At 67.5% G+C, this 23,399-nt stretch carries 16 protein-coding genes; 8 read left to right on the top strand and 8 right to left on the bottom strand.

The window, feature by feature from the left end; genetic code table 11:
- Positions 1-82 precede the first annotated feature (82 nt).
- Genes HNR01_RS11225 through HNR01_RS11205 form a run of 5 tightly spaced genes read right to left on the bottom strand, consistent with a single transcriptional unit; the run spans position 83 to position 5,748 of the window.
- Entirely contained in the window at positions 83-1,015 is a 933-nt protein-coding gene (locus HNR01_RS11225; RefSeq protein ID WP_017484804.1) for a radical SAM protein, read from the bottom strand.
- A gap of 17 nt (positions 1,016-1,032) precedes the next feature.
- Positions 1,033-1,908 carry a hypothetical protein gene (locus tag HNR01_RS11220; RefSeq protein ID WP_017484805.1) on the bottom strand — a complete coding sequence of 292 codons (876 nt, stop codon included), beginning with the start codon at positions 1,906-1,908 and terminating at the stop codon, positions 1,033-1,035.
- Positions 1,905-4,292, bottom strand: coding sequence for a tryptophan 7-halogenase (locus HNR01_RS11215; protein WP_017484806.1), 2,388 nt, complete (start codon positions 4,290-4,292; stop codon positions 1,905-1,907). Before HNR01_RS11215 ends, HNR01_RS11220 begins: the two co-directional genes overlap by 4 nt.
- Positions 4,293-4,321: 29 nt before the next feature.
- A complete protein-coding gene (locus HNR01_RS11210; RefSeq protein ID WP_017484807.1) occupies positions 4,322-4,969 on the bottom strand; it encodes a nucleoside/nucleotide kinase family protein in 648 nt (215 codons plus the stop codon).
- Entirely contained in the window at positions 4,966-5,748 is a 783-nt protein-coding gene (locus tag HNR01_RS11205) for a methyltransferase (protein WP_309236177.1), read from the bottom strand. Before HNR01_RS11205 ends, HNR01_RS11210 begins: the two co-directional genes overlap by 4 nt.
- On the opposite strand from HNR01_RS11205, the gene HNR01_RS27575 reads away from it, so the two are divergent.
- The 8 genes from HNR01_RS27575 to HNR01_RS11170 all read left to right on the top strand — a co-directional run bounded on the left by HNR01_RS27575 (position 5,674) and on the right by HNR01_RS11170 (position 18,074).
- Entirely contained in the window at positions 5,674-6,174 is a 501-nt protein-coding gene (locus HNR01_RS27575) for a hypothetical protein (protein ID WP_246417469.1), read from the top strand. The two genes, HNR01_RS11205 and HNR01_RS27575, sit on opposite strands and share 75 nt — an antisense overlap.
- Before the next feature lie 229 nt (positions 6,175-6,403).
- Positions 6,404-6,700, top strand: a complete 297-nt coding sequence (locus tag HNR01_RS11200) for a DUF3467 domain-containing protein (RefSeq protein ID WP_003606160.1) — start codon at positions 6,404-6,406, stop codon at positions 6,698-6,700.
- Between the two features lie 92 nt (positions 6,701-6,792).
- Complete coding sequence (locus HNR01_RS11195) at positions 6,793-8,694, top strand: efflux RND transporter periplasmic adaptor subunit (RefSeq protein ID WP_183667777.1); 1,902 nt, start codon at positions 6,793-6,795, stop codon at positions 8,692-8,694.
- An 11-nt stretch (positions 8,695-8,705) separates the two neighbouring features.
- Positions 8,706-10,853 carry a PqqD family peptide modification chaperone gene (locus HNR01_RS11190; RefSeq protein ID WP_017484810.1) on the top strand — a complete coding sequence of 716 codons (2,148 nt, stop codon included), beginning with the start codon at positions 8,706-8,708 and terminating at the stop codon, positions 10,851-10,853.
- On the top strand, positions 10,846-12,870 hold the full coding sequence (locus HNR01_RS11185; protein WP_017484811.1) for a preprotein translocase subunit SecA: 2,025 nt from the start codon (positions 10,846-10,848) through the stop codon (positions 12,868-12,870). The genes HNR01_RS11190 and HNR01_RS11185 overlap by 8 nt, the downstream gene beginning before the upstream one ends.
- Positions 12,871-12,883: 13 nt before the next feature.
- Positions 12,884-13,753 carry an efflux RND transporter periplasmic adaptor subunit gene (locus HNR01_RS11180; RefSeq protein ID WP_017484812.1) on the top strand — a complete coding sequence of 290 codons (870 nt, stop codon included), beginning with the start codon at positions 12,884-12,886 and terminating at the stop codon, positions 13,751-13,753.
- Between the two features lie 1,469 nt (positions 13,754-15,222).
- Positions 15,223-15,366, top strand: coding sequence for a hypothetical protein (locus HNR01_RS11175; protein ID WP_157228183.1), 144 nt, complete (start codon positions 15,223-15,225; stop codon positions 15,364-15,366).
- Between the two features lie 566 nt (positions 15,367-15,932).
- Entirely contained in the window at positions 15,933-18,074 is a 2,142-nt protein-coding gene (locus HNR01_RS11170) for a TniQ family protein (protein ID WP_183667776.1), read from the top strand.
- An 88-nt stretch (positions 18,075-18,162) separates the two neighbouring features.
- Here HNR01_RS11170 and HNR01_RS11165 read toward each other — a convergent pair whose 3' ends face one another.
- Genes HNR01_RS11165 through HNR01_RS11155 form a run of 3 tightly spaced genes read right to left on the bottom strand, consistent with a single transcriptional unit; the run spans position 18,163 to position 23,376 of the window.
- The gene (locus HNR01_RS11165) at positions 18,163-20,016 is read right to left on the bottom strand and encodes a TniQ family protein (RefSeq protein ID WP_183667775.1); all 1,854 of its coding nucleotides are present in this window, start codon (positions 20,014-20,016) and stop codon (positions 18,163-18,165) included.
- Positions 20,013-21,089, bottom strand: a complete 1,077-nt coding sequence (locus HNR01_RS11160) for an AAA family ATPase (RefSeq protein ID WP_183667774.1) — start codon at positions 21,087-21,089, stop codon at positions 20,013-20,015. Before HNR01_RS11160 ends, HNR01_RS11165 begins: the two co-directional genes overlap by 4 nt.
- A complete protein-coding gene (locus tag HNR01_RS11155; protein ID WP_210313140.1) occupies positions 21,073-23,376 on the bottom strand; it encodes a TnsB C-terminal domain-containing protein in 2,304 nt (767 codons plus the stop codon). Before HNR01_RS11155 ends, HNR01_RS11160 begins: the two co-directional genes overlap by 17 nt.
- Between the last annotated feature and the right edge of the window lie 23 nt (positions 23,377-23,399).

The following is a 23,399-nucleotide window of genomic DNA, read 5'->3' as shown; positions in this document are numbered from 1 at the left end:
GGTGGCCGGCGGGACGAGATGATCGGATCGCGAAAGAACCTTGTTTCGACGCGTCCCTTGCCGGAGAGGCGGCACCGCCGGTTCAGGCCGGAGCCCGGCTCCATGCCTGCCGCCGGGGCGCGGGCAAGGGGTGAACGAGATCGGCTTCGAGCCCGAATTTCGCGACGTAGGCGGTATTCAGGCCGAGGCATTCACGGGAGGCGCAGGCCTCGCGGTGGGCGCATTGATAGAAGCCGTTGCGTTCGAATTCTCGCCAGAAATCCGGGTCGATGTGCAGTTCGGGCTGGCCGTTGACGAGGGCATTGCCCAGTTCGCCGAGCAGGCATTCGGGGAAGTTCTTCACCTCGACGGTGCGCCCGAACGCGCGGGCGCGCAAGACCGCCTCGCGCAGATAAGGCAGGACGTCGGCGTGGCGGGCGACGAGGCCCTTCTCGTCGCGCTCCGACATGGGGAAGTAGACCCAGAACTCCATCTGGGTCAGGCGCTGGAGATGGCCGAGCCGCGTGACGAGATCGGGCAGCAGGCGGTAGCTCCGCTCGGTCACCACGGTGTTGGTCAGGGTTTCGACGCCCTCCATCGCATCGAGGGTCTCCAGGCCGCGCAGGGCGCGCTCGAACGAGCCCGGCACCAGGGTCAGCGCGTCGTGGCTCGCCGCATCGCTGCCGGCGATGGAGACGAAGAACTCGTCGACGCCCGCCTCGACCAGCCGGTGGCAGTAGCTCGGCTGGCCGAGATGCATGCCGTGGGTCTGAATGCGGACATGCGCAAAGCCGCTCGCCCGCGCCCGGCGCGCCAGTTCGGGCAGGTCGCGCCGCAGGGTGATCTCGGACCCGGTCAAGATCAGACCGACCCAGCGCCGCTCGCGGGCGTTGAGGGCGAGGATCTCCTCGAAATGCGCATCCGACTCCGGCGCGAGCCGGTCCATCGTGCCTTCGACCATGCAGTGAACGCATTTGAGGTTGCAGCGAAACTCCATCGTCAGGGAGACGTAGGCGGCGTGGTCGTAGCGTCCCATGGCGTCGTCCCAGCCCTTCAGAGCAGACCGTAATACGCGCTCTTCGTCACCGTCAGCCTGCCGTCGATCACCGCGTAGTCGATCCCGACATCGAACAGCAAGTGTGACAGGCGCCGCCGCTCCAAGCGCACGAAGTCGCGGATCGCGGGCGGATAGGCGAGCCGGTCGAGGAAGGCGATGAGGCCGTCGATGCCCACCCGCGAGAAATAGACGCCGTCGCACAGGCGCTTGTTGGCCACGACCACGACGCCGCAACGCATCAGTTCGGGCCACAGGATCGCGTCGAGATCGAGGCCGGGCAGATCGAAATGGGCCGAGCAGGCGGCCTTGGCCGCAATCGCGTCGCGCTCGCGAGCGGCGTCGAAGAAGCTGTAGAGGTTGTTGAAGACGAGGCCGTCGGCAGTGAGCCCGTAGCTGAGGCCGGACGAGACGCTGCTACCGGGATTGCCGACATAGATGTTGAGGCGATCGAAGCTCCGCTCGCCCCGAGCCAGGGCGTCGTCGAGGTCGAGCGAGAACATGAAGTAGGGCCGCGCGCCCGCATAGCGCAGATCGCAGGGCGCGAACGGCGCCAGGATCGTCAGCACGCGCTCGATCGAGACCGTGCGCTCCACCCGGGCGTAGTCGTAGAAGTAGAACTCCCAGGTGGTGACACCGTCCCGGAGCTTGGCGCCCCAGACGCTGCGGCCGGGCCCGAGGCCGTCGCGCAGCGCGTCGCAGATCGCGAACAGCTTCGGATCTGCGCCCGCGCAGGCCAGCGAGTGCCAGAGCAGGCTCGCCTGCCGCAGGCGTCCCGCCGTCGGCCCGACCGGCTCGTAATCCCACAGGCAGTAGTCGGCGTAGCGGTCACCCGGCTCGGTCAGTTCCAGGCGGGCGGGGTCGAGACCAGTCATCCGCCCGCGACGCCGGAATATACGGTGACGAAGGGCTGGCCGTCCCGCCCGGCGCCGCCGGCGACATGCCCCAAGGTCTCCTGAAGCCTCTCTCGCAGGACCCTTGCGGCCGCCTCGCGCGGCGTCCCGAGATCGACGAAGGCTTGGCCGAGCAGCGGCTCCGCATCGGCCACGGTCAGGCCGCAGGCATAGAGGTTGAGGTCGTAGGACAGGCGCCGTCCCGGCTCTTCGCGGGCTTCGAGATAGTGGACCGCACCGCGCCCGCGCTCCTGCGCCAGAAGCAGGATCGCCTGGGCGGTGTCGCGGGCGGGGGCGCCGACCGCCCCCCACTCGCCGGCCATCCGGTTCAACCGCGCCTCGATCTCCTCGGGGCCGCGCACCCGTGGCCAATGGTAGAGGGTGACGACGGGCGGATGCGTTCCCCCAGGCTTCCACTTGTAGGCGCGATGGACCAGCATCGGCTCCGCGCCCGCCTCGTCCGCTCCGGTCCAGGCCGCGTCGGTGCGCGACGACCATTCGACATAGAGCTTGTAGAGCGCGCCCGACGGGCCGTCCTCGTAGCCGAGATGGAGGATGTCCGCCCCGCCGATCAGACTGGCGGCCTCCGCGCGCTCCCGCTCCGGCAGTCCGAGCCCGGCGGCCAGCCGGTCGAGCGTCGTCTCGGGCGCGAGGCCGAGGCTCGCGCGGTGCAGGCTCATGAGAAAGCGGTCGGTCTGCAATCCCGCCGGGGAGGCCTTCACCGAGCGCTCGTAGCCGAAGGGCTGGCCGAGCCCCGCGACCAGATCGGCGAGACACGCGCCCTCCGGCGTCCGGCGCAAGCCCGCTGGGCCGACCGGCGCCGAAGCCGCCGCGATGCGTACCGCAGGCCCAGCGAAGGGTGCCTGGCCGTGCAACGTGTCCATCAGACGGACATGCGGCGCCATGGCCTCGGCGATCTGGGCCGACTGGGCACGGATGCTGGCGAGCAGACGGGCGATCTCGCGGCCATCGGCGACATCGACCGGAGCGAAGGGCCGACGCGGCAGGAAATCGGCGCCGGAGAACAGGAGGTAGTGATCGCCCTCGCTGAACGGCGCCTCCTCGGACAACGCGACATGCCCGGCCAACTCGTAGAGGTCGAGGCGGTCGGCGAGCCGGTCGGGAATCGTCACCGCGCGGGCGGCCGCCCAGAACGGCTCCGACCGGCGGCCGAGAACGTAATGCGCGGCCACCGCCTCGGCCGCATCGTCGTGGAAGCGGTTCAGGCGCGCGGCATAGGCGCGGCGGAGCACATCGCCCCCTTCCCCCTGCCGCGGCAGGGTGGCGAGGAAGGTCTCGAGTCCGGCCAGGACGAGATCGAGATCGAAGCCGAGGAGCGGCTCGACCGCTCCGGCCGCCGCACCGAGGGCGACGACGTTGCGCTGCCACGGTGCGGCGCGGCGACCGTGACGCAACTCCGCGTCGACGATGCCCGCCTCGCCATCGAAGGCGCGTCGCAGGGTGGCCGCCGCCGCATCCGGCGGCGTGGTCCGGCTGTCATAGACGAAGAGGTGCTCCGTGCGATCGGCCAGCGGCAGCGACGCCGTCCATCCCTCCGCCCAGCCGCGATAGGCCGTGAAGGGCAGCACCTCGGGCGATCGCGAGAGGGACAGGCGGGCTACGCGGTCTCCGGGGCCGCCGCCCGCGACCCAGGCCTCGCCGAGCGCAGTGCCGATGAGTTGCGCGGTGGCACCCGTACAATCGAGGAAGATATCGCCCTCGACCTTCAGCCCTCGGTCGAGAACGAGGGCGCCGACATCGCCGTAGAGGTCGCGCTCGATCTCGCGGACCCGCCCTGTTACCCCACGCACGCCTTCGGAGAGCGCCAGCTCGCGCAGGAAACGAACGAGGGCGGTCCGGTCGAGGTGATAGCCGTAATCGCCGGACTCGGTGAGCGAGGACCGGTCTGCCACGGGGCGGGGCCCGCGCCCTGCGGCCGCCATCAGCGCCTGGGGCGCGTAATCGGCGTAATCTCCGGCCTCGTCCTCGGCGCCCTCGCTGCGAAGCTTCATCCAGTAGTGGAACAGGTCGCGGCCGGCGATCCGCGGGCCGCAGGCACCGAAGGGATGCCAGTGGCCCTGACCCTCGGCGAACCAATCGTCGTAGCGGCTGGCGAGCCGATAGGTCGCCGCGCAGCGGCGCATGAAGATCGCCTCGTCGATCCCGAATCCCTTGAGAAAGCGGGTGAAGGCCGGGCGCGTCGCCAGGGCGGCGGAGGACCCCGCGGCCGGGGCCGACCCGACGAGGGTGACCGTCCAGCCGGCCCGGCGCAGGACACGTTTCAGGTAGAGCGCGGCCATCCAGCCGGCGGGACCGCCGCCAGCGACGACCAAGCGCGGAGGCGCGGAGCGTTCGGACCTGAACATCGAGTTATCGGCTCCGCGAGCATCGCCCCTCACGCCGTCGGCGTCGGGACGGGCGTGAGGGTAGATTGGATTTCGGACTGAATGGCGTCGAGGTGCTCGGCGAGCGTGCCGGCGCTGAGAATCTGGTCGGCCGCCGGCCGCACCCGTTCGCGCTGGAGCGCGTAGGTCGGGTGCAGCAGGGTGTCGTAGCGTCCGAGATAGGCATCGAGCCCCGCAAGAAGCCTGGAGGCCGCAGAGGGGTCGCGCTGCCCCTCACCGGTGAAGCTGCGCAGCTTGCGCGCCAGTGCGACGTCGAGGGGCAGATCGAGCCAGACCAGATGGTCGATCTGTGCGCCCGTGCCGGGATGGGCTCGGCCGAGCAGGGTGTCGAGAACGATCACGGGGCGCGCCACGCGCCGCGACAGGCGCAGCGTGCCGCCGCGCTCCCGGTCCGGCACGGGCTCGCCGCGCCGCAGCTGGGCGAGATCCTCGGTGAGCCCCGGCACCGGCACCGCGTTGAGGGGCGCGCCGCTGGCGAGCCACGCCGCCACCCGCTCCGGCGGCCAGCCGGTGATTTCCTCGTAGGCGTCGTAGGCGAGCACGGGCGCGCCGCCGAACCGCTCCGATAGGGCGTGGGACAGAGTGGACTTGCCGCTGCCCGGCGGTCCGCAGATTGCGAGCACGAAGGGCTCGCTCACCGGACACCGCCGGGCTTGCGTGACTCGATCAGGTGGAAAGGCGTCTCCAGCGCGAGACCCCGGACGGTGCAATCGACGAAGCCGAGCATGGCCAGCGTCTCGATGTAGAGGTCGGCATCCCGGAAGAAGGGCTGGAACACGAGGTCGGCGGATTGGACGTAGCCGAGGGGGCGCTGGCGCAGGGCCATGGGCGCCCGCTCGTAGATCACGAGTCGCCCGCCGGGGGCGAGCGCGCGCGCGGCCTGTTCGAGCAGGGCACGGGCTTCCTCCGCCGGCCAATCGTGCAGCACCGACTTGAAGGTCACGAGGTCGTGTCCCTCGGGTATGGGACCACGCCGCATGTCGCCGGCCAGGAACATGACGCGGGCGCCCTCCGCCCGGTTCGCGAGGTTCTCGCGGCCGAGGGCGCAGACGACGGGTAGGTCGAACACCGTCGCGGTCAGGTTCGGGGCGCGGCGGCAGGCCTGGGCAGCGAACTCGCCGCTATTGCCGCCGAGATCGAGCAGGCGAAGATGCCGGCCGGGCTCGATCCGGTCGAGGCACGGCCCGGCCTCGTAGCGGGTCAGGCAGGTGGTGTAGGCGACCCAGCGCCGGGTCGCGTCGAGGTTGTCCGGAGTGATTTCGAAGCAGCGGTCGTAGCGGAACAGCTCGAAGGTGCGCGAGGCCGCCATGAAGGCCGGCAGGTCCGCCACGAAGGCGGGAAAATGCTGGCGCAGATCCTCGGACGCGGCGGCGGCGAAGGCGAGCTTGGCCTCGATCAGGTCGCGGCAGGGCAGCACGGCGCGGAACGCCTCGGTCAGCCCGATCCGGCCCGGCTCTGGTTCGGCGGCGATGCCGGCGCCGACGAGGAGGCCGATCAGGCACGCAAATTGGGGCCGCTCAAACCGAAACTCGTCGGCAAGCTCCACCGCCGCAGTATCCGCCCGGCGGGCGAGCCGGTCGATCAAACCAGAGGTGAAGGCGAAGCCGAGGGCGTGCGCGGCGGCTTCGCTTTCGAGGAAGCAGTCCACGCGCGGAAACGCCACCTCCGGCACTTCCGGTACCGCGATCCCGCGCCCTCCCCCATCCGGCATCAGCGTGAAGCCAAGATCAGGCTGCGGCACGGGACCCGGCCAAACCTCTGGCCTGAAGACGGCATTAAATTGAGACGCTGGATCAACGCATTTTTCTTCGTGGCCATTGCCGCCGCCACATTCCATTCGTGATCGAATCGCACAAACCGTGCAATAGCTCCTATCGCCCTGTGTGCCATAAATGCAAGGCGACTTGGTTTCGCTGGGTGCCAAGGCAAGCCGTCGTTCAACGACGGCTTTATTCGTGCAATGTCTTGATGAGGACTTAGGCTTCGCGATCCAGTCTGGCATCAGCCCGGCGGTGATGTCGAGGAGCTCAAGGTCGCTTCGCGCGGTGATGCGCGCAGATGAGGGAGCAGTCGTGAGCGAGAGCAGCAAGCCCGGTGCCGCCGATCAGGTGCGTGCGATCGAATGGCGGGAAGACAGCATGTCGACCCAGTTCGCCAACGTCGTGAACGTGCAGGGCACCCGCGAGCAGGTGGATCTGTTCTTCGGCACCAACCGGACCTGGAATCTCGCCGAGACCGAGAGCGTGGTGGTCGATCTCTCGAACCGCGTGATCCTCACGCCGCTCGCGGCCAAGCGCCTCCACTCCGTCCTCGGCGGCGTGCTGACCGAGTACGAGAACCGGCACGGACGCCTCGACCTCGACGCCTGACCGTCGGCCCCGCCGCCGCGCCATAGGGCGTGGCGGCGGGGCCCTTATCCAGCAAGACCCTGAGCGCCGTCATTCAAGGGAATCCGGGGACCATGAGCGAGCGTTTGGCGGCGGAGGGCTCGTCCGCGTCGGGTGTGTCCGCAGCGGGCCCGGCCGCGCGACTGTCCCTGCTGGAGCCGGCCCTGTGGCAGGTGCTCCGGACCTCCCAGACGCTTCAGGCGGCGGCGAACGCGTGGCTCACGCTTCAGGCGCCGATGCTCGGCGCCCCGCGAGCCTGCGTCCTGCTTCCCGGCACCTCGGTCGGGCTCGCCCCGCTCGCCGTGTTCCCGGCCCAGTCCGAGTGCGAGGTCGGCCTGCGCGAGACCGCCGAGGCTGCCTTTCGCGAGAACCGCCCGGTCGTACAGGCGATGGCGGAGACCGGGCCGCATGCCGGCACCGCGCCGCAGGGGCCGGGGGCGTGGGTGGCGCTGCCGCTGGTTCTGGACGACGAGTGCTTCGCCGTCACTGCCTTTGCCCTCGACAGCCTCGACAAGGACGAGCTGCGCGCCGCGATCCGTCAGGTGCAGTGGGGCAGCGCGTGGCTCGTCGCCAAGCAGGCCGAACTGGTCGGCCGGGGCGAGCGCAGGACGCTGGCCCGCTCGCGCTCCGTCCTCGACCTGCTCGCCGGGGTGCTGGAGCAGTCCCGCTTCTCCGCCGCCTGCACCGCCGCGGTGACGGATTTCGCCATTGCCTTTTCCTGCCAGCGCGCGGCGATCGGCTTTACGCGGCGCGGAAGCGCGCGGATCACAGCCATCTCGCATTCGGCGCAGTTCGGCCGCGAAATGAACCTCGTGCGCCGCCTCGGCGCCTGCATGAACGAGGCGATTGACCAGCGCAGCCTGATCCTGTTCCCGCCGCCTGAGAACGAGGCCACCGTCACCACGGCGCATGCCGACCTCGCCCGGCTGCAATATGGCGGCCGGGTTCTGACCGTTCCGATGCTCGTCGATGATCGCTTCATCGGTGCCATCACTCTGGAGCGACCCGCCGACCAGCCGTTCAGCCTGGAGACTGTCGAGCAGGTGAGCGCCTGCGCCGCCGCTATCGGCCCGGTGCTGGAAGACAAGCGGCAGAACGACCGCTGGCTGGTGCTGAAGGTCACCGACGCGGTGATGAACGGCGCGCGGCTGGTCTTCGGCCCGAACCATACCGGGCTCAAGCTCGGCCTCGCCGCGACGCTGGCCGTGGTCCTGGCGCTCTCGGTGATCAAGATCGATTACCGCGTGACCGCCGATGCCCGCGTCGAAGGCCTCGTGCGCCGTTCCGTCGTCGCCTCCTACGACGGCTACCTGAAGACCGCCGGGCATCGCGCCGGCGACACGGTGCGCAAGGGTGATCTCCTTGCCGCTCTGGAGGACCGCGATCTCGCCCTGGAGCGCCTGCGCTGGGTCACCGAGCGCCAGCAGCGCACCTACGAGTACGATAAAGCGCTCGCCACCCGGCAGCCCGCCACGATCAACGTGGTGAAGAGCCAGATCGATCAGGCCGACGCGCAAATCCGCCTGCTCGATGAGCAGATCGCTCGCTCGAAATTCACCGCCCCCTTCGACGGTTTGATCGTCTCCGGCGACCTCTCGCAATCCATCGGCGGCGCCATTAGCCGCGGACAGGTGCTGTTCGAGATCGCGCCGCTGGACAGCTACCGCGTCGTCCTCAGCGTGGACGAGCGCCTGATCGCCGATCTGCGCGAGGGCCAGACCGGGCACGTGCTCGCGACCTCCCTGCCCGACCAGCCGCAAGTATTGACGATTCAGACCATCACCCCTGTGGCCGAGGCCAAGAACGGCCGCAACCTGTTCCGGGTCGAGGGCCGGATCGAGGACGGCGCCACCCGGCTGCGACCGGGCATGGAGGGCATCGCCAAGGTCGATGTCGACCGACGGCTGCTCGCCTGGGTCTGGGCCCGGCCAATCGTCGATTGGGTGCGCCTCGCCCTCTGGCACTGGTGGCCGTGAGGGGGTGAGGCATGTCCCAGTCCCTATTCAGCCAATCGTGGTATCGCGTCGCGGCCTTGCGCCCGCGCCTGCGCCGCCACGCCGAGATTCACCGGCAGAGCTTCCGCGGCGAGGTCTGGTACGTCCTTCAGGATCACCAGACCGGACGCTTCCACCGCCTCTCGCCGGCCGCCAACCTGATCCTGTGCATGATGGACGGGCGCCGCACTCTGCAGGAGGTGTGGGAGGCGGCCGCGCGCCGCAACGAGGATGACCCGCCGACTCAGGACGACACGATCCGCCTGATCTCGCAGCTACACGGCTCGGACCTGCTCCAGGGCGACCTGCCGCCCGATCTTGCCGAACTCGCCGAGCGCTCGGAATCGACCGCGCGCCGCACCTTGATCGCCCGGGTGAAGAACCCGCTGGCCCTGCGCTTCCCGCTCTTCGACCCCGATCCGCTGCTCGACCGGCTCGCGCCGTACTTCCGGCCGCTCTTCTCTGTCTGGGGGCTCGCGGTCTGGCTCGCGGTGGTGATCTCCGGCCTCGTCGTGGCCGGCTTGCACGCGGGCGAGCTGACCGGCGACGTCGCGGGCCAGATGCTCTCGGCGCAGAACGTCGCGCTGATGATGTGCCTCTACCCGATCATCAAGGCGCTGCACGAGGTGGGGCACGCCTGCGCTGCCAAGGCATGGGGCGGCGAGGTGCACGAGGTCGGCGTCATGCTGCTCGTGCTGTTCCCGGCGCCCTACGTCGATGCCTCGACCTCCGCCGCCTTCCCCAGCAAGTGGCAGCGGATGATGGTGGCGGCCGCCGGCATCTTCGTCGAGCTGTTCCTAGCAGGCCTCGCCGCGATCGTCTGGGCCACGGCAGAGCCGGGCCTCGTGCGGGCGGCAGCCTTCAACGTGATGGTGATCGGCAGCGTCTCGACGCTGCTGTTCAACGGCAACCCGCTCCTGCGCTTCGACGGCTACTACATCTTCGCCGACCTCATCGAGATCCCGAATCTCGGCTCGCGGGCCAACCGCTACGTCTTCTACCTGATCGAGCGCTACGCGCTGAAGATCGAGGGCGCGAAGAATCCGGTGACCGCGGATGGCGAGCGCCCCTGGCTGTTCGTCTACGCGGTGGCCGCCTTCATCTACCGTACCACCGTCTCGATCGCGATCGCGAGCTTCATCGCCACGCAGTACTTCGTGTTCGGCGTGCTGCTGGCCGGGCTCGCGCTGTTCGGCACCGTGGTCTCGCCCCTCCTGAAGGGCCTCAAGTTCATCCTCACCGATCCGAAGCTGAACCGGCGCCGGAGCCGGGCGGTGACTCTCACGAGCGCCGCCACGGCGGCAGTGCTGGTCCTGCTGTTCGTGGTGCCCCTGCCCTACACGACGATGGCACAGGGCGTCGTCTGGGCGCCCGACGATACACAGATCCGCACTAAGACTGACGGCATCCTGACCACGCTGCTGGTGGAGCCCGGCCGCGACGCGCAGGCCGGCGAGGCCCTGGCGACCCTCGAAGACCCGAGCCTCGACAGCCGGGTCGCAGTGCTGGAGGCGCAGCTCGCCGAACTGCGCCTACGCTATGACGCCGCCCGGCTCGGCGACAGGGTGCAGGCGCAGATCCTCCAGGAGCAGATCGCCAGCACGCAGGAAATTCTGCGGGTCTACCGCGAGCGGCAGGCCGGCCTCACGGTGCGAGCGTCCCAGGCCGGCCGGCTGATCGTGCCGGGCGCCGTCGATCTGCCGGGGCGGTATCTGCGCCGGGGCGAGCGCATTGGCTACGTGCTCACCGCCGACGACCCCGTGGTGCGGGTGGTGGTGCCGCAGATGGATGTAGACCTGGTCCGCAGCCGGACTCAGGGCGTCGCCGCGCGGCTGGCAGAGAAGCCCGAGGAAATTCGCGCCGGCTCCATCTTGCGCGAGGTGCCGGGGGCGCAGCAGGAGATCCCGAGCCTCGCCCTCGCGACGCAGGGCGGCGGCACCATCGCCGTGGACGCCAGCAACCCGCAGAAGCCCGTGGCGCTCCAGAGCATCTTCGTCTTCGACGTCCAGCTCGCCGGCGGCCTCCCCTTCAACGTGCTCGGCGAGCGCGTCTACCTCCGGTTCGATCACGGGGCGGAGCCGATCGCGTGGCGCGCTTTGCGCAGCCTGCGGCAGGTGTTCCTGAGCCAGTTCCGTGTCTGATCCCCTCGCCCTCTTCGCTGGCTCTGCGCCCAGGGTCGCCTTCCGCGTGCCGCCGGCCCGCGCCTATTCCGAGCGCAAGCCGCTCAAGGCGAGCCGGCTCGATCAGGCCGCTGCGCGGGTGATTGGCCGCGTGCGGGTCGGGCTCGCCGGCTGGGCCGCCCGCCGCTACGCGCGGATCGCCCGCGCGGCCCTGGCGCAGGCCGACGACATCGCCGAACTGTCCGAAGAGGCGCTACAATTTCGCATCCAGGCGATCACGGGGGGCCTGCGCGCCCGGAAAACCTTCCGCGATGCCGACATCGCAGAGGCCTTTGCGCTGATCCGCGAGATGTCGGGGCGAGTGAAGGGACAGCGCCATTACGGCGTCCAGATGATGGGTGCCGCCGCCATCCTCGACGGGCGCGTCGCCCAGATGGCCACTGGCGAGGGCAAGACCCTCACGGCGACGCTGGCCGCAGGCGCGGCGGCGCTGGCCGGCCTTCCGGTCCACGTCGTCACGGTTAACGACTACCTCGCCGAGCGCGACGCGGAGGAGATGCGGCCGCTCTACGCTGCCCTGGGACTCACCGTCGGCGTCATCAAGGAGAAGCAGGAGCAGCCGGAGCGGGCGCAGGCCTATGGCTGCCACATAACCTACTGCACCAACAAGGATCTCGCCTTCGACTACCTGCGCGACCGCATCGCGCTGGGCCAACGCGCCAGCGATGTGCGCCTCAAGCTCGAGAGCCTGCACGCGAGCGCGAGCCGGCTCGCCCAGCTCCGCCTGCGCGGCCTGCACTTTGCCATCGTCGACGAGGCCGACAGCGTACTGATCGACGAGGCCCGCACGCCGCTCATCATCTCGGCCGCGGCCGGCTCGCAGTTCAGCACGGAGGTGCTGGCGCGTGCCATGGAGATCGCGGCGGAGCTGAAGAGCCCCGAGGATTACGGGATCGAGACGGCCGAGCACCGGATCGTCCTCACCGATCCCGGCCGCGAGCGAATCGCCGAGCTCGCTCGGAGCGAGGCGCCCGGCCAGGATCCGGCTTGGCGCGGGCGCGTCACCCGCGAAGGCCTGGTGCGTCAAGCGCTCTCGGCGCTGCACCTGTTCCACCGGGACGAGCACTACATCCTGCGCGACGGCAAGGTGGTTATTGTCGACGCCAATACCGGCCGGGTGATGCCGGACCGGAGCTGGAGCGACGGCCTGCACCAGATGGTCGAGCACAAGGAGGGCTGCGAACTCTCCGGCGCCCGCACCACGCTGGCGCGTATGACCTATCAGCGCTTTTTCCGCCGCTACCCGCGCCTCGCTGGCATGACCGGCACCACCCGCGGCGTCGCCGCCGAGTTCTGGACGGTCTACCGGCTGCCGGTGGTCCGCATCCCGACGCACCGGCCGGTGCAGCGGCGCCACCTCCCCGACGAGGTGCTGCCCGACGAGGCGGCGAAGTGGCGGCGCGTCACCGAGCGCATCGCCGAACTGCACGCGGGCGGCTGTCCAGTCCTCGTCGGCACCCGCTCGGTGGCGGCCTCCGCGCGAGCCAGCGCCTATCTCACGGAGGCCGGGCTGCCGCACACGGTGCTCTCCGCCGCGCAGGACGGCCAGGAGGCGGCCATCGTGGCGCTAGCTGGGCAGCGTGGCCGCATCACCGTGGCGACGAACATGGCCGGCCGCGGTACCGACATAAAACTAGGCCCTGGCATTGCCGAGCTCGGCGGCCTGCACGTCATCATGGTCGAGCGCCAGGATGCACGGCGAATCGACGACCAGCTCGCCGGCCGCAGCGGGCGCCAGGGCGAGCCGGGCTGCTTCCAAGCCATCCTTTCCCTTGACGACCCGCTGATGGACAGTGGCCTCGTCGGACGCGGGACTGCCCGCCGCATCATGGCACTGCTCGGCCGCGCATTCGGCGCACGCCTGCTGCGCCATGCGCAGTTGCGCACCGAGCGTCTGCACGGACGCATGCGCGCCGACCTGCTGCATTCAGACCAGATGCAGGACCGGATCCTGGCCTTCGCCGGCCACGCTGAATGAGGATTGTTTCGCGATGACCTTCCAGGCCGGAATGCGGCGAGCGCGGATGTACGCGGCGCTCGCGGCCCTCTGCTTCTGCGCCCCTGCGGCGCGGGCCGAGGCGACCCGCGTCGATTGCGTCGTGGAGCCGGCGCAGAAACTGAAGATCGGCTCGGCCACGCTCGGTATTCTCAAGAGCGTGCCAGTCAATCGCGGCGCTACGGTGAAGGCCGGCGACATCATCGCCCGGCTTGATTCGAGCGTGGAAGAGGCCAACGTTGCTCTGTCGCGGGCGCAGTCGGAATCGAGAGCCGGGATCGAGGCGCAGCAGACCCGCGTCGAGCTATACAAGCGCCGCCTCGACCGCCAGAACCAGCTCTCGAAGGGCATCGTCACTCAGGAGAAACTTGACCAAGTCGAGGCCGATTACGAGATCGGCCGGCGCGACCTTCAGACCGAGATCCTAAAGCACAAGCTCAACGGCATCGAGTTGCAGCGGGCCGAAGCGCAGCTTGAACTGCGCATGATCCGCAGCCCTATCCGCGGCATCGTCACCGAGCGGCTGATGTCGGCCGGCGAGTTCGTGCGACAGGACAGCGCGATCTTCACCCTGGTCCAGCTCGATCCGCTCTATGTCGAGGCCTACCTGCCGGTGTCCCGCTGGAAGGAAATCGTGCTGGGCATGACCGCGACGGTCGAGCTCGACCAGCCGATCGGCGGCACCTACGAGGCCAAAGTCAGTGTGGTCGATCAGGTGTTCGACGCCGCGAGCGGCACCTTCGGCGTGCGCCTCGAACTGCCGAACTCTGACTTCAAGCTGCCCGGTGGCCAGCGCTGCAGGGTCGCCTTCCCTCTTGCCCCCGCCGGTCCGCTCGCGACCGCCCTGCCCGCCGACGCCAAGTAGGGGACCGCTCCACCTTCGCGATGGACCTTTCCGGGCCCGCGACGTCTTGCGCTGCACGTTGGAGCGGGCATCGCCACGGATGCTGACGACGGGGCTCGCGGCGCTCGGCGCGGCGGTGCCGCCGGCCGATGCCGGAACCGCGCGAGCGCAGGCTGCGGAACGGTGAAGGGCGGCGAAGCTGGCGAGCACGCTCCGTCGGTCGAGGTTTGCGAGAGCGTTGAGCGCGGCCGAAGCCGGTTCGAGGGCGACAGCGTCTCACTCGGCTATGATCAGCATCCAAAAGGGGTTCATCCGCACTTTCGGTGTTGCGGGGTGTCTCGGGCGTTAATCCGCGTGGTGCCCGAGGGCAGCGCGATGCCAATCTCGAACTCGTCGATGCCGTCGGTCCCGGACGGCCTGCACGTCGAGGATCTGACGCAGGATGGAACGGCGCTGCTGATTACCGCCCGGACCACGGCGGCCCAAGCCTCCTGTCGGGTCTGCGGGCGTGCTTCGATGCGGGTGCACATCCGAGCGGAGCCGAGGGGCTCGGCCTTGGGCCTGGGGTAGGAATGGGGACGGCTCCTCCGAATCGCGCTTGCGATCCCTGATCCTCGAGTCGATGACTTGGCGGCACCGCGTGTCGCGCCGCGGATCGCTTCGCATCCCGAACTCTTCGTCCTTCGGAACGGTAGTTGAGCGAGCCGCCCTGCCGCTCCTTTGGAGGACGGAAGCGGTCGCCCCGATCCGATCGATGTCTACACTTCAGATTATGTTCTGAGTCACCAAAGCGGCAGCCTAGGCCGGTTGGCGTTCCGCTGACACTTGTCGCGATGCGGGATTCGCGACCAAGATGTCGGTATCTCCACAAATTCCGGCCGTGCGGTCCGGCAGAGATGGCTAAGATGACCCGGTTCGAACTTATACCAGCGCTTCTGCTGGAAGTGGTGCTCAGGGCCTAAGGGCCAGCCGTCGAACCTTTACGGTAGGCGTGCCTCCAGAGCCCTACCGCTTCTCCAGCAGAACCCTCCGTGCCGCTGAGACGGCGCAACCCGATTGAACCCGAACACGGGCGCGATCGGTCCCCGGTCCGCCGACCGGGCCCCTCCGCGGGATGGGCCCAGGCGGCCGGTAATTCACCACCGGACCCTCGCGGTTCAGGCCCACCCTACTCACTGGTCCTTCCGGGCCACTTCGCCAGCAAGGCGAAGCCATGCCCGGAATGCGTCCGAAATCCATCTGGAAAATTCGGAGACTTCCATGCGCCCCCATTCAGACGATCCCAGACGAAGACGACGGGCGAACCAGCCCACTGGGCCACCATGACCCAGGGCGGTGAAGCGCCCTAGGGACCGACGCCCGCAACAGAAGGACGGGATGAGAATGGATCCGAGAACCCGACACCCAATCATCGATCCACGTGCACGAGGCCCACCACGTCCCCAGAGGGGCAGTCTCCAAGATCCGGGCAATCCTGCAGGGAGGACGAGATGAAGAGCCTTCATTTCGGCGAACGGCAACCAAGAAGCTGGGCCGAAGCGCGAGGTCCACCAAGCGATGCCGCCGAGGCCGACGATCCGGCGTCCCCGGCGGCAAACGAAGAAATGACCGACTTTGGCGGAGCGGCGAAATGAGACCCAATCCCATCGACCAGCAACAGCCGACAAGCTGGGCTCTACCGAGAGGGTCACCAATGCTCGACGGAGGCTTCGGTCTCCGTCGAGCTTCGTGAAACGAATCCGTTCGAGAACTTGCAGGAAGGGGGTGAAAGCCATGTTCGCATTCCGACACGCATCCGCGCCGGCGGAGATCAACCGGCCCGGCGATCGGACCGAGTTCCGGTTGTCCTGGTCGCCGACCGACCGCAACAATCGGTGGACCAGCAGCATGTCGTCGTAGGAACCGATCCTCGACGCCGGTCGGGTGGGCAGTGCCTTGTCTAGGTCGCCATGCCTCGAATGCCCGATGGTGCGTCGGCGCTGCCGCCTGGGCGGCAGCGCCCGAGCGGCCCGCGCCTTCGGACCGTCTCCTCCCGTCCGGGTCTGGCAGACCTTTCGACGGACGGGAGGCGTCGGGGGCACTGCTTCGAACCGCCTTCCGGAAAGAGACGCAGCCGAGAGCATCCCGATCAAAGCCGGCGCCCAGTCGTCGGCGTCCTCCGCATCGCAGATTAAGCCGAAGCCCATCGTTGGGAGACCTGATGCCCCTAGACTTTGACGACCGCTTTGCCGCTGTCGGTTCCTTTCGCAGCCACCATGCGGATGCCGAGCGAGAGCCTGGTCCGGATGGCCGGTCGAAGATCGGGAATCCGCCCGCCGTTCTCGGCCGTCCCTCGGAAGCCGATCTCACCTCGGTGAACGAAGATCCGTTCGACGCCATCGACGGCAGTTTGCCCGACGACCTCGATCGGCCGCGGCATTCGACGAAGGAGCCTCAAATCGGACTGCACCGCACCTCTGCCGGGAGATCGAGATCTTCGTCCACATGGCGAACAGTGCCTCGACCTTGGGTGCCGCGCACGACTCCGCTTCGTATCCGGGAGCACCTGGACTGGGAGCCGGCCTACTCGCTGGTCGAGCGGCTCGCGGCGCGAAACGGCACCCGGGTGGCCAGCCTCGCCAGTGACTACGGACTGTCCCTAAAGGGGATTCAGAGCGGCAAGCGCATCGACGTCGAGCGACTGGCGTTTCTTGCGGGAGTCGACGCGACGAAATTGTCACAAGGCACCATGAGCGTCGGCGGGACTGCGAAGGTTGCCAAGCAACTGAGAGGCGAAACCTTCAATGCCCGGTACAGTGAACGCGGACGCGACGTCGTCTGTCAGGGCTGCCTGACCGAAGATCGCTCCGCCGATCCCCTGCGGATCGATGGAGGCATACGCCGCAGAGTATGGTGGGATCTGAAGCCCCTCCACCACTGTCCTCAGCACCGATGCCGGCTCGTGCCTCCGCATGCGGGGGCTGTTCCTCGCGGCAACGACAGCGAAAAGGCGATTGGATCGGACGACTGCGCCTGGGAAGGGTATGTTCTCGGACGACTGGGCTTCGGTGATCGGATGGCGTCCGATCTTCTCGACGAACTTGGTATCGAAGCTGTCTTCGATCTCGTGGCAGCAAGCGGGGCCGTCGCCGTCCACGGCACCGATTGCCGGCGCACCGCCTCGGATCTACTCGGCGACCCGGCCGTCATGAAGGCGGGCTTCGAAGCGGTTCGTACGAAGGAAGCTTTCCTGGAGGCGCTGGCTGCTCTCCGGACGGCTGCCTTGTCGGGGCAACGCAGCAGAACGCCGAGAGAGATGTTCGGCCTGATCTTCGACCTGCTCGACAAGAAGCGGGATGGATCGATGGACGCGGTCGCTAGCCTGATGCTAATTTTCGTATCCATCAACATTCCCAGAGCTAGCCAGCAAAAGGTTCTTGGACGGCCGGTCAATTGGACGAAAGTCGAGTCGGGCAAATATTGGGATTTTGGCTCAACGGGGCACGTTCAGATCGCGCGCAAGCGCGTGATCCGGGTCGGTAGATCCCTAGGGCTCTTGGAATCAAAAGGTCATCGGACGGTCGGCTCCGAGTCAGAGATGCCGCAGACGGTCGTCGATGCAGTCCTTGAGCTCCTGACGAGCACGGTGGGCCCGCGCGAGATCCGAGAGGAGCTTGGATTGACTGACAACCAGTGGCAGGTCCTCATGAACGCCCACTTGATCGATCCGGTGCACCGACTCGCCGGCAAGGGGAAGGAGAGGTACCGGTACGCCAAGGATGCCGGTAGGTTGCTTCTAAATCGCCTCGCAGGATGTGCTCCCATCGTAGAACGGGGCGAGGCGGGCTGGATATCTGTGGTCGACGCGGCCGAAAGGCGCCTTTCCGGCTTGACTATCATCGAGGCTTTGCTGGACGGCCGGCTGCGCGCGAAGTGCCGCCTTGAGGGGATCCATGGCCTACGATCGATTCTCGTTTCGTTGGATGATGTCCGGCAGTTGGTAAAGGAAATCAATAAGCCCGAGGGCGCGATCTCCGTCGACCAATTCGCACGAAGTCTAGGCATGGATCCTAATCTTGTCCGACGCCTGATCGTGCATGGAGCCATTCGGACGGTCGATGGTCGGTCGAAAAAGCAGCGCTGGATAGCTGAGGAGGAGGTGGAACGGTTCGACGCAACTTTCGTTCAATCGACGAAGTTGAAGCAATTTCTCGGAATGAATAAATCTACCCATGGGTCTACGCTTTACGAAAAATACGGCCTCGAATGTGCCCTTCCGGAGGTGAAGCATCGTCTGTGCTTCTACCGGAGATCAGACCTCGAACGGGCGGGTCTGCAGATCCCGGCTCCATGTGGCAACTGATGTCGCGCTCCATATGCGATGAAGTCTGCACTTAGAGTGGAGGCTAAGCATTGCTCTGCGGTGCCTCTCAGAACCAAATTGGTCGATGCTAGGGATGCGCCCACAGATGGTATCCAGCAGATTCGCAACCTTCACGCTCGAAGAGGCGGACTTCAATCCTTCCCCGTGACGCCACCTCGATTGTGGGATGAATACCAGCTGCGGCGAGTGTTGAAAGGAGCGCTTTCGCGCTCGTTCCGCGGGCGCGGGCTAGTTCCGTCGTCGATACGTACCGGGCCTTGAAGCGGTCGACGTCCGCGCGGCAGAGCAGGCGATGGCCGTGTCCGTCCTTGATCGTCCGGATATGGCCCGAAGCGAGAATCGGAACGAGGCCGTTCATGCGCATCCCCAGCGCTCTGCGGCCTTCGGGCAAACCCATCCACGGCGAGTCGGCAGGCCGTCGGAGCTCGCCCAGGCCGACGGTCCGGATGTGTATCGCCCGGAAGCCCGGGCGGCCTTCGACGCGGCCGCAGGCAGCGATCCTGCCGTCGAGCAACGCTCTGCACAGGGGCACGATCCCGACGCTCCGGGCAGCGGAAGCGACCGAACGCGACTGGGGTGGTCGGGTTTGAACCACCGGCGCCAGTCCCGCCATCCGGGCGAGGAGGCTCTCGATCTCGACTGGATCGAACTTGGGATATCTGGATGCCGCCCGCGCCAGCGGATCCGGCGGCAGGATGCCTGCCTTGCTCAGTTTGCGGACGGAGGCAGGCGTGATGCCGATCGCCAGAGCCAGGTCCTCGACGTCGAGCAGGCGGCCTACCTTTACGGCTAGGGTCTCGACACGATGCCGATCGATCGTCGGTCTGCAGCGGACCTCGACATCGGACCGTAGGCCGGCCGCTTGCAGGATCGCGACCGTACGGTCCCACCCGCGGTCGAAGAACCCTTTTGCCTGACTGGCCGAAATTTGGTCCCGGACCGGCGGCGAAGAGACGTGCCGCTCCCAGTTCTGCCAGCTGATCCGATTGCGCCGGACGACATTGGCGATCCTTTTGGCCAGCCATTCCTGGAGCTCTCCTTTCGGAAGGGATGCGAACCAGCAGTAGAACTGGCCGAGTTGAATTCGGAGTTGGTCCAGTTTCCCCGGTCCTTCCAAGAGAGCCTCGATCGCGTCTTCAACATGCTCCCCTCCCAGTCGGATCGCTTCGAAGCCTGCGAGCATCATCGCCGGCCGATGCTCCTGCTGCACCCTGCTCACCCGTGCGTCGCGGCCGGCGGTCAGGCAGCATCCGAGCCTCTGCATCAGCGCGATGGCATCGCCCAACGGGAGACGATCCAGCACGGGATCGGGACAGTTTGGCGCGCCGCCCAGCCTTCCGACTACATAGGCGTCGGCCGCTATGGCTTCTCGAGCGACCGTCGCGCGTGGGCCGCGGGATAAGTCCGCGCCGCAATGGCAGGAACATGGGCCGCCAGCGCCTCGGTTGTTCGTCCGCCCGCATTCGTGGCAACGATCGTTCAGTCGGATGCAGTGGATCGGACAGGCGGAGATCGTCGCGACGGACCACCAGCAGCGGACATGCCGCCGCCCACGCGTCCGGCCGGGATCGTCGGCGACATCGTCCGCCCAGCATCCGACGCAGAAGCTTTGCCGGCAGTAGAGGATCTGGGCCGATTGGAAGGTCTCGCCGTGGAGCAGAACCTTGCCGGATTGGATGGACCGGGGCGTGAACCGTTCGATCCGTTCGACCGTCTCACGGCCCAGGATCGGGATCAGTGCCGAGGTCCTGCCATGCGCGAGGTCGTTCATCGGGATGCCGCGACTGGCGAAGCTCGATCTCCGCCAGTCGTAGCCGTTCGCTTCCGCGAGCCGGAGCATGTAGCCGCAGGCCGGCTCGCCGGGAATATGAGGGGGACGGATCGGGAAGATCGCGCCCCCCTGCTCTGGCGCCGGGTTCACGCCTTTCGCGCCTTCTTGTCGTAGGTCGGTTCGGACGGCTTGCCGGTCAGGGAGCCGCGCATCCGCGTCGGCTGCGGCGGACGGCTGTGCCGCCGGGTCGCCTGCTGAGGGCCCTTCGGCTGCGCGAACGGGTTCGTCCTGTCGCCGGAGGCCTTCAGGATGTCATGCGCATAGGCGAGCCACTTCTCGTCGATGCGCACCTCGTCCGCTTCGAGCGCGTGCTCGAGTGCGATCGACAACAGGCGGGTGATGCGACCGACGATGCCACCTGTCGAGGCGTGGATCCGGGCGGCGAGCGCCGGATCGGCTAGGTTCCAGGGGGCCGACAGATTCATGCCGTCCTCCAACTCGTCCAGGAAGTCGCGAAGCGGCTTCTGGTCGGCCTCGTCCACCCCCCACCCGAACGGCACTAGCGGGAAGCGGTGGCGGCACCTGCGGTCGAGCTGCGGGTTCGCGTCGACGGGCCTCGCGGCCAGCGGCATGCCGCTGAGCACCATCTGGACCTTCGTCTCGACCAGGATGTCCTTGACAAGCTCCGACAGTTCCCAGACGACCGTCTCGCTGTGCGAGACGAGGTGGTGGAACTCGTCGATGAACAGAACGCGTGTCTTCTGTCCGACGAGCTGCACCCTGAGGCGGTCGAGGACCTGATGGCGCATGAGGTTTCTGGGCACCTCCGCACCGAGTGCCCGCAGAAGCTGCGTGGCGAGGGCCGTCGTCGATCGCGAACTCGGTGCATTGACGAAGATGGCCGGCCGCTCGTCGCCCTCGGGGCCGTCCGGAATATGGAGGCCGTTGGGAGTGATGCGCGGCGGACGACCGGTGACCTCCTCGATCCGCGCATATTCCTCGCGGATGAATTGCCGCATGATCGTCGTCTTGCCGGTACCGGCGGCGCCAGTCAGCAGAACGAACGATCCCGGCTCGTTGCGGTCGTAGGCCGTGCCGAGCCGGTGGATGGCCTTCACGCCATCCACCAGATCCGGATGGCTCGTGACGAGCAGCCGCTTCATGCGCGACAGCATCGCTTCGGACTCGGGCGACAAGGGGCGGAACTCAAGCGAAGTCGACAAGGGCGGCACTCCTGTTGCGGCGGGGCATGACGTCGGCGGCGTCCTCGACGACCACGGACGGCATCTCGGTGTCGGCGGCCTCGGGCACGTCGGAGACAGGGGGCGTCACGTCGGTCGTCGAAAGGGGGTCCACGTCGAAGACCTGCGTCTCGACGATCTCGTCCGGCAGCACGCCGGCGTCCTGCAACGCCGGCGCGGCGGGTGCAGGGAGCTGAGGCCTTGCAGGCACGAGCTCGTAGTCCGCGGTCAGCACGCCGTCCTCGAACACGTCGCCTGCATCGTCCAGGCCGAGGAAGGCCTGGAAGTCGTCCTTGATCTTGGCCAGGGGATCGACTTTGGCGGCGAGGAAACGGGCCGTGCGGCTGGACACCCGCTTCGTCTGGCGGCGATCGTTCACCGCTTCCTGGGATGCGCGCAGAACCCGCTTGGCGGCATCCATGTCCGCCTGCGTCACGCGTTCGGTCGCCTTTTTGCGCGAGCGCGCCTCCGCACGGACCACGAGATGATCGTGCCGCGTGCGTCCGCGTGCATCGGGGTCGGATGCGAGAAGCGTGATCCAGCGTCCGTCGGGACCGAGCAGATAGCCCCGGCCGACGTCCATCGTGTCGATCTTGAACTGGTACTTGATTCTGCCGGGTCCGTGCCGGTCGATGAGAGCCTGCAGCTCCTCCGAGCCATGGCCATAGAAGAGGCCCATCCACTCGATGCCGGTATGCTGGATCGTGGCGACCTTGGTCGAAGAGATCAGCGGGATCAGCTGATCGACAGAAGGCGCCATGTCGACGTGGTACAGCTCGACGAGCTTGCGCCACTTCTCGGCCGGGGTATCGTCGATACCCTCATGCCATTTCTGCATGTAGATGTCGCAGATGTACTTGCAGACGGCCCAAGCTGTCTGCTCGAGATTAAGTTTCGCGTTCCCGGCCGCGTCGTATTCGGGTCGACGTTCGCCGTTCTTGAACAGGCTCCCGGGCATGCCGGAGAACAGCACCTCCTTGACCTCTCGGAACTGGCGTTCGACGATGCCCTTCAGATCGGGACGCCCGGCAGGCGCGTGCAGCAACCGGATGCCAAGCTGTCCGCAGGCCATGACGAGGTCGTTCGAGCGGTAGTCCGCGCCCTGGTCGGTGATCGCCTTCCCAGGCCTGCACGTTCCCATGACGGGGTGGTCGATGCCCGGCAGGTTCGCCAACCAAGTCTTCGGAAGCATCGCCATCCGAAGGGCTTCCTGGATGGTCGGGTAGCCCTCCTCGAGGCCGATGTAGAAGCCGATGATCGCGCGCGTGGCGAGATCGATCACGATTGTCAGGGTCACCTGCTTGAAGCGAAGGCCCGTCGCCGGATCGCGCACGACGATCGGCAGCTTCGTGGAGTCGATCTGGACCGCCTCGCCCGGGCGCTGGTAGCGCGGGCCCCGCCCCTTGATCCTATGGGTGCGATCCGCCTTCGTCCGTGCGTCGCGGTAGTAGGTCTTCTCCCGGGACTCGATCTTGGAGATCGTCCGGTAGAAGGACTGAATGTCCGGAATCACGGACTCGATCTGTGCCGCATCCATACCGGCTTGGCGTGCCACGCGCCGGATCTCGTCGCGGACCATGCAGAAGATGTCGGTCGCCCTCGGACGTTCGGGCTGCAGATACTGCGCGACCGCGAACCGATTCATGATCTCGTAGGCGGGAGTCCACAGGCGCGGCTTGCGATTGCCCTGGTGATGCCTCTGCGGGACGAGTGCCGAAAGACAGCGGCCCGAACGCTGGTAGCGGCGGTACCATTGCAGGAGTGCGGCTCCGCTCGGAGCATCCGCCACGCCGTTCGGCTCGATGACCTTCGCGACTCGCTCGCATACGAGATCGAGCGACTGCGCCTTCAGGACGATGCGCGAAGGCTTTTTTGTGTGGGCGGGGCGATACTGCGCAGTACGGCGCATGTTCCGCAGCGACAGCCCGAACTCGAGGGCTCGCACGTAGCGGCGGCGGCGCAGCGCGATCTTCTGCTGATCCTCGCCGAAGCTCGAGATGTCGCGACGCATGTCCTCGACGAGCTTCCTAGGAAGCCCCTTGCCGAATTCGGGCTCGATGCGAAGCCGCTCCTCGAGCCACAACTTCGTCAGCTCGTCCCACTGGTGGGGTTTGGATGCTCCCCCGCCCTCGGGCCTCAGCGCGATGCCATTCACGAGGAGGGCGGCGGGAGCGAAGCGAACGCCGTCGATGATGACGACATCCTTTTCGGTCAGACGGAACGGATTCATGCGAAACCTCTCTGTTCGCACTCCGGAATCGAAGTGCATTGCGACGGGATGGTTGATCGAAG

This window comes from Methylorubrum rhodesianum (assembly GCF_014199985.1).
Taxonomy (GTDB): domain Bacteria; phylum Pseudomonadota; class Alphaproteobacteria; order Rhizobiales; family Beijerinckiaceae; genus Methylobacterium; species Methylobacterium rhodesianum.
Note: the sequence above shows the minus strand (reverse complement) of the source record. Positions and strands in the feature narration are given on the sequence as shown.

Bases quoted from the DNA above. Each gene is read 5' to 3' on its own strand.
- HNR01_RS11170 (WP_183667776.1), top strand. From the start codon at position 15,933: ATGCCCCTAGACTTTGACGACCGCTTTGCCGCTGTCGGTTCCTTTCGC.
- HNR01_RS27575 (WP_246417469.1), top strand. From the start codon at position 5,674: ATGCTGGCGCAGATCCTCGGACGCGGCGGCGGCGAAGGCGAGCTTGGC.
- HNR01_RS11220 (WP_017484805.1), bottom strand. From the start codon at position 1,908: ATGACTGGTCTCGACCCCGCCCGCCTGGAACTGACCGAGCCGGGTGAC.
- HNR01_RS11155 (WP_210313140.1), bottom strand. From the start codon at position 23,376: ATGCACTTCGATTCCGGAGTGCGAACAGAGAGGTTTCGCATGAATCCG.
- HNR01_RS11180 (WP_017484812.1), top strand. From the start codon at position 12,884: ATGACCTTCCAGGCCGGAATGCGGCGAGCGCGGATGTACGCGGCGCTC.
- HNR01_RS11215 (WP_017484806.1), bottom strand. From the start codon at position 4,292: ATGTTCAGGTCCGAACGCTCCGCGCCTCCGCGCTTGGTCGTCGCTGGC.
- HNR01_RS11195 (WP_183667777.1), top strand. From the start codon at position 6,793: ATGAGCGAGCGTTTGGCGGCGGAGGGCTCGTCCGCGTCGGGTGTGTCC.
- HNR01_RS11225 (WP_017484804.1), bottom strand. From the start codon at position 1,015: ATGGGACGCTACGACCACGCCGCCTACGTCTCCCTGACGATGGAGTTT.
- HNR01_RS11175 (WP_157228183.1), top strand. From the start codon at position 15,223: ATGAAGAGCCTTCATTTCGGCGAACGGCAACCAAGAAGCTGGGCCGAA.
- HNR01_RS11190 (WP_017484810.1), top strand. From the start codon at position 8,706: ATGTCCCAGTCCCTATTCAGCCAATCGTGGTATCGCGTCGCGGCCTTG.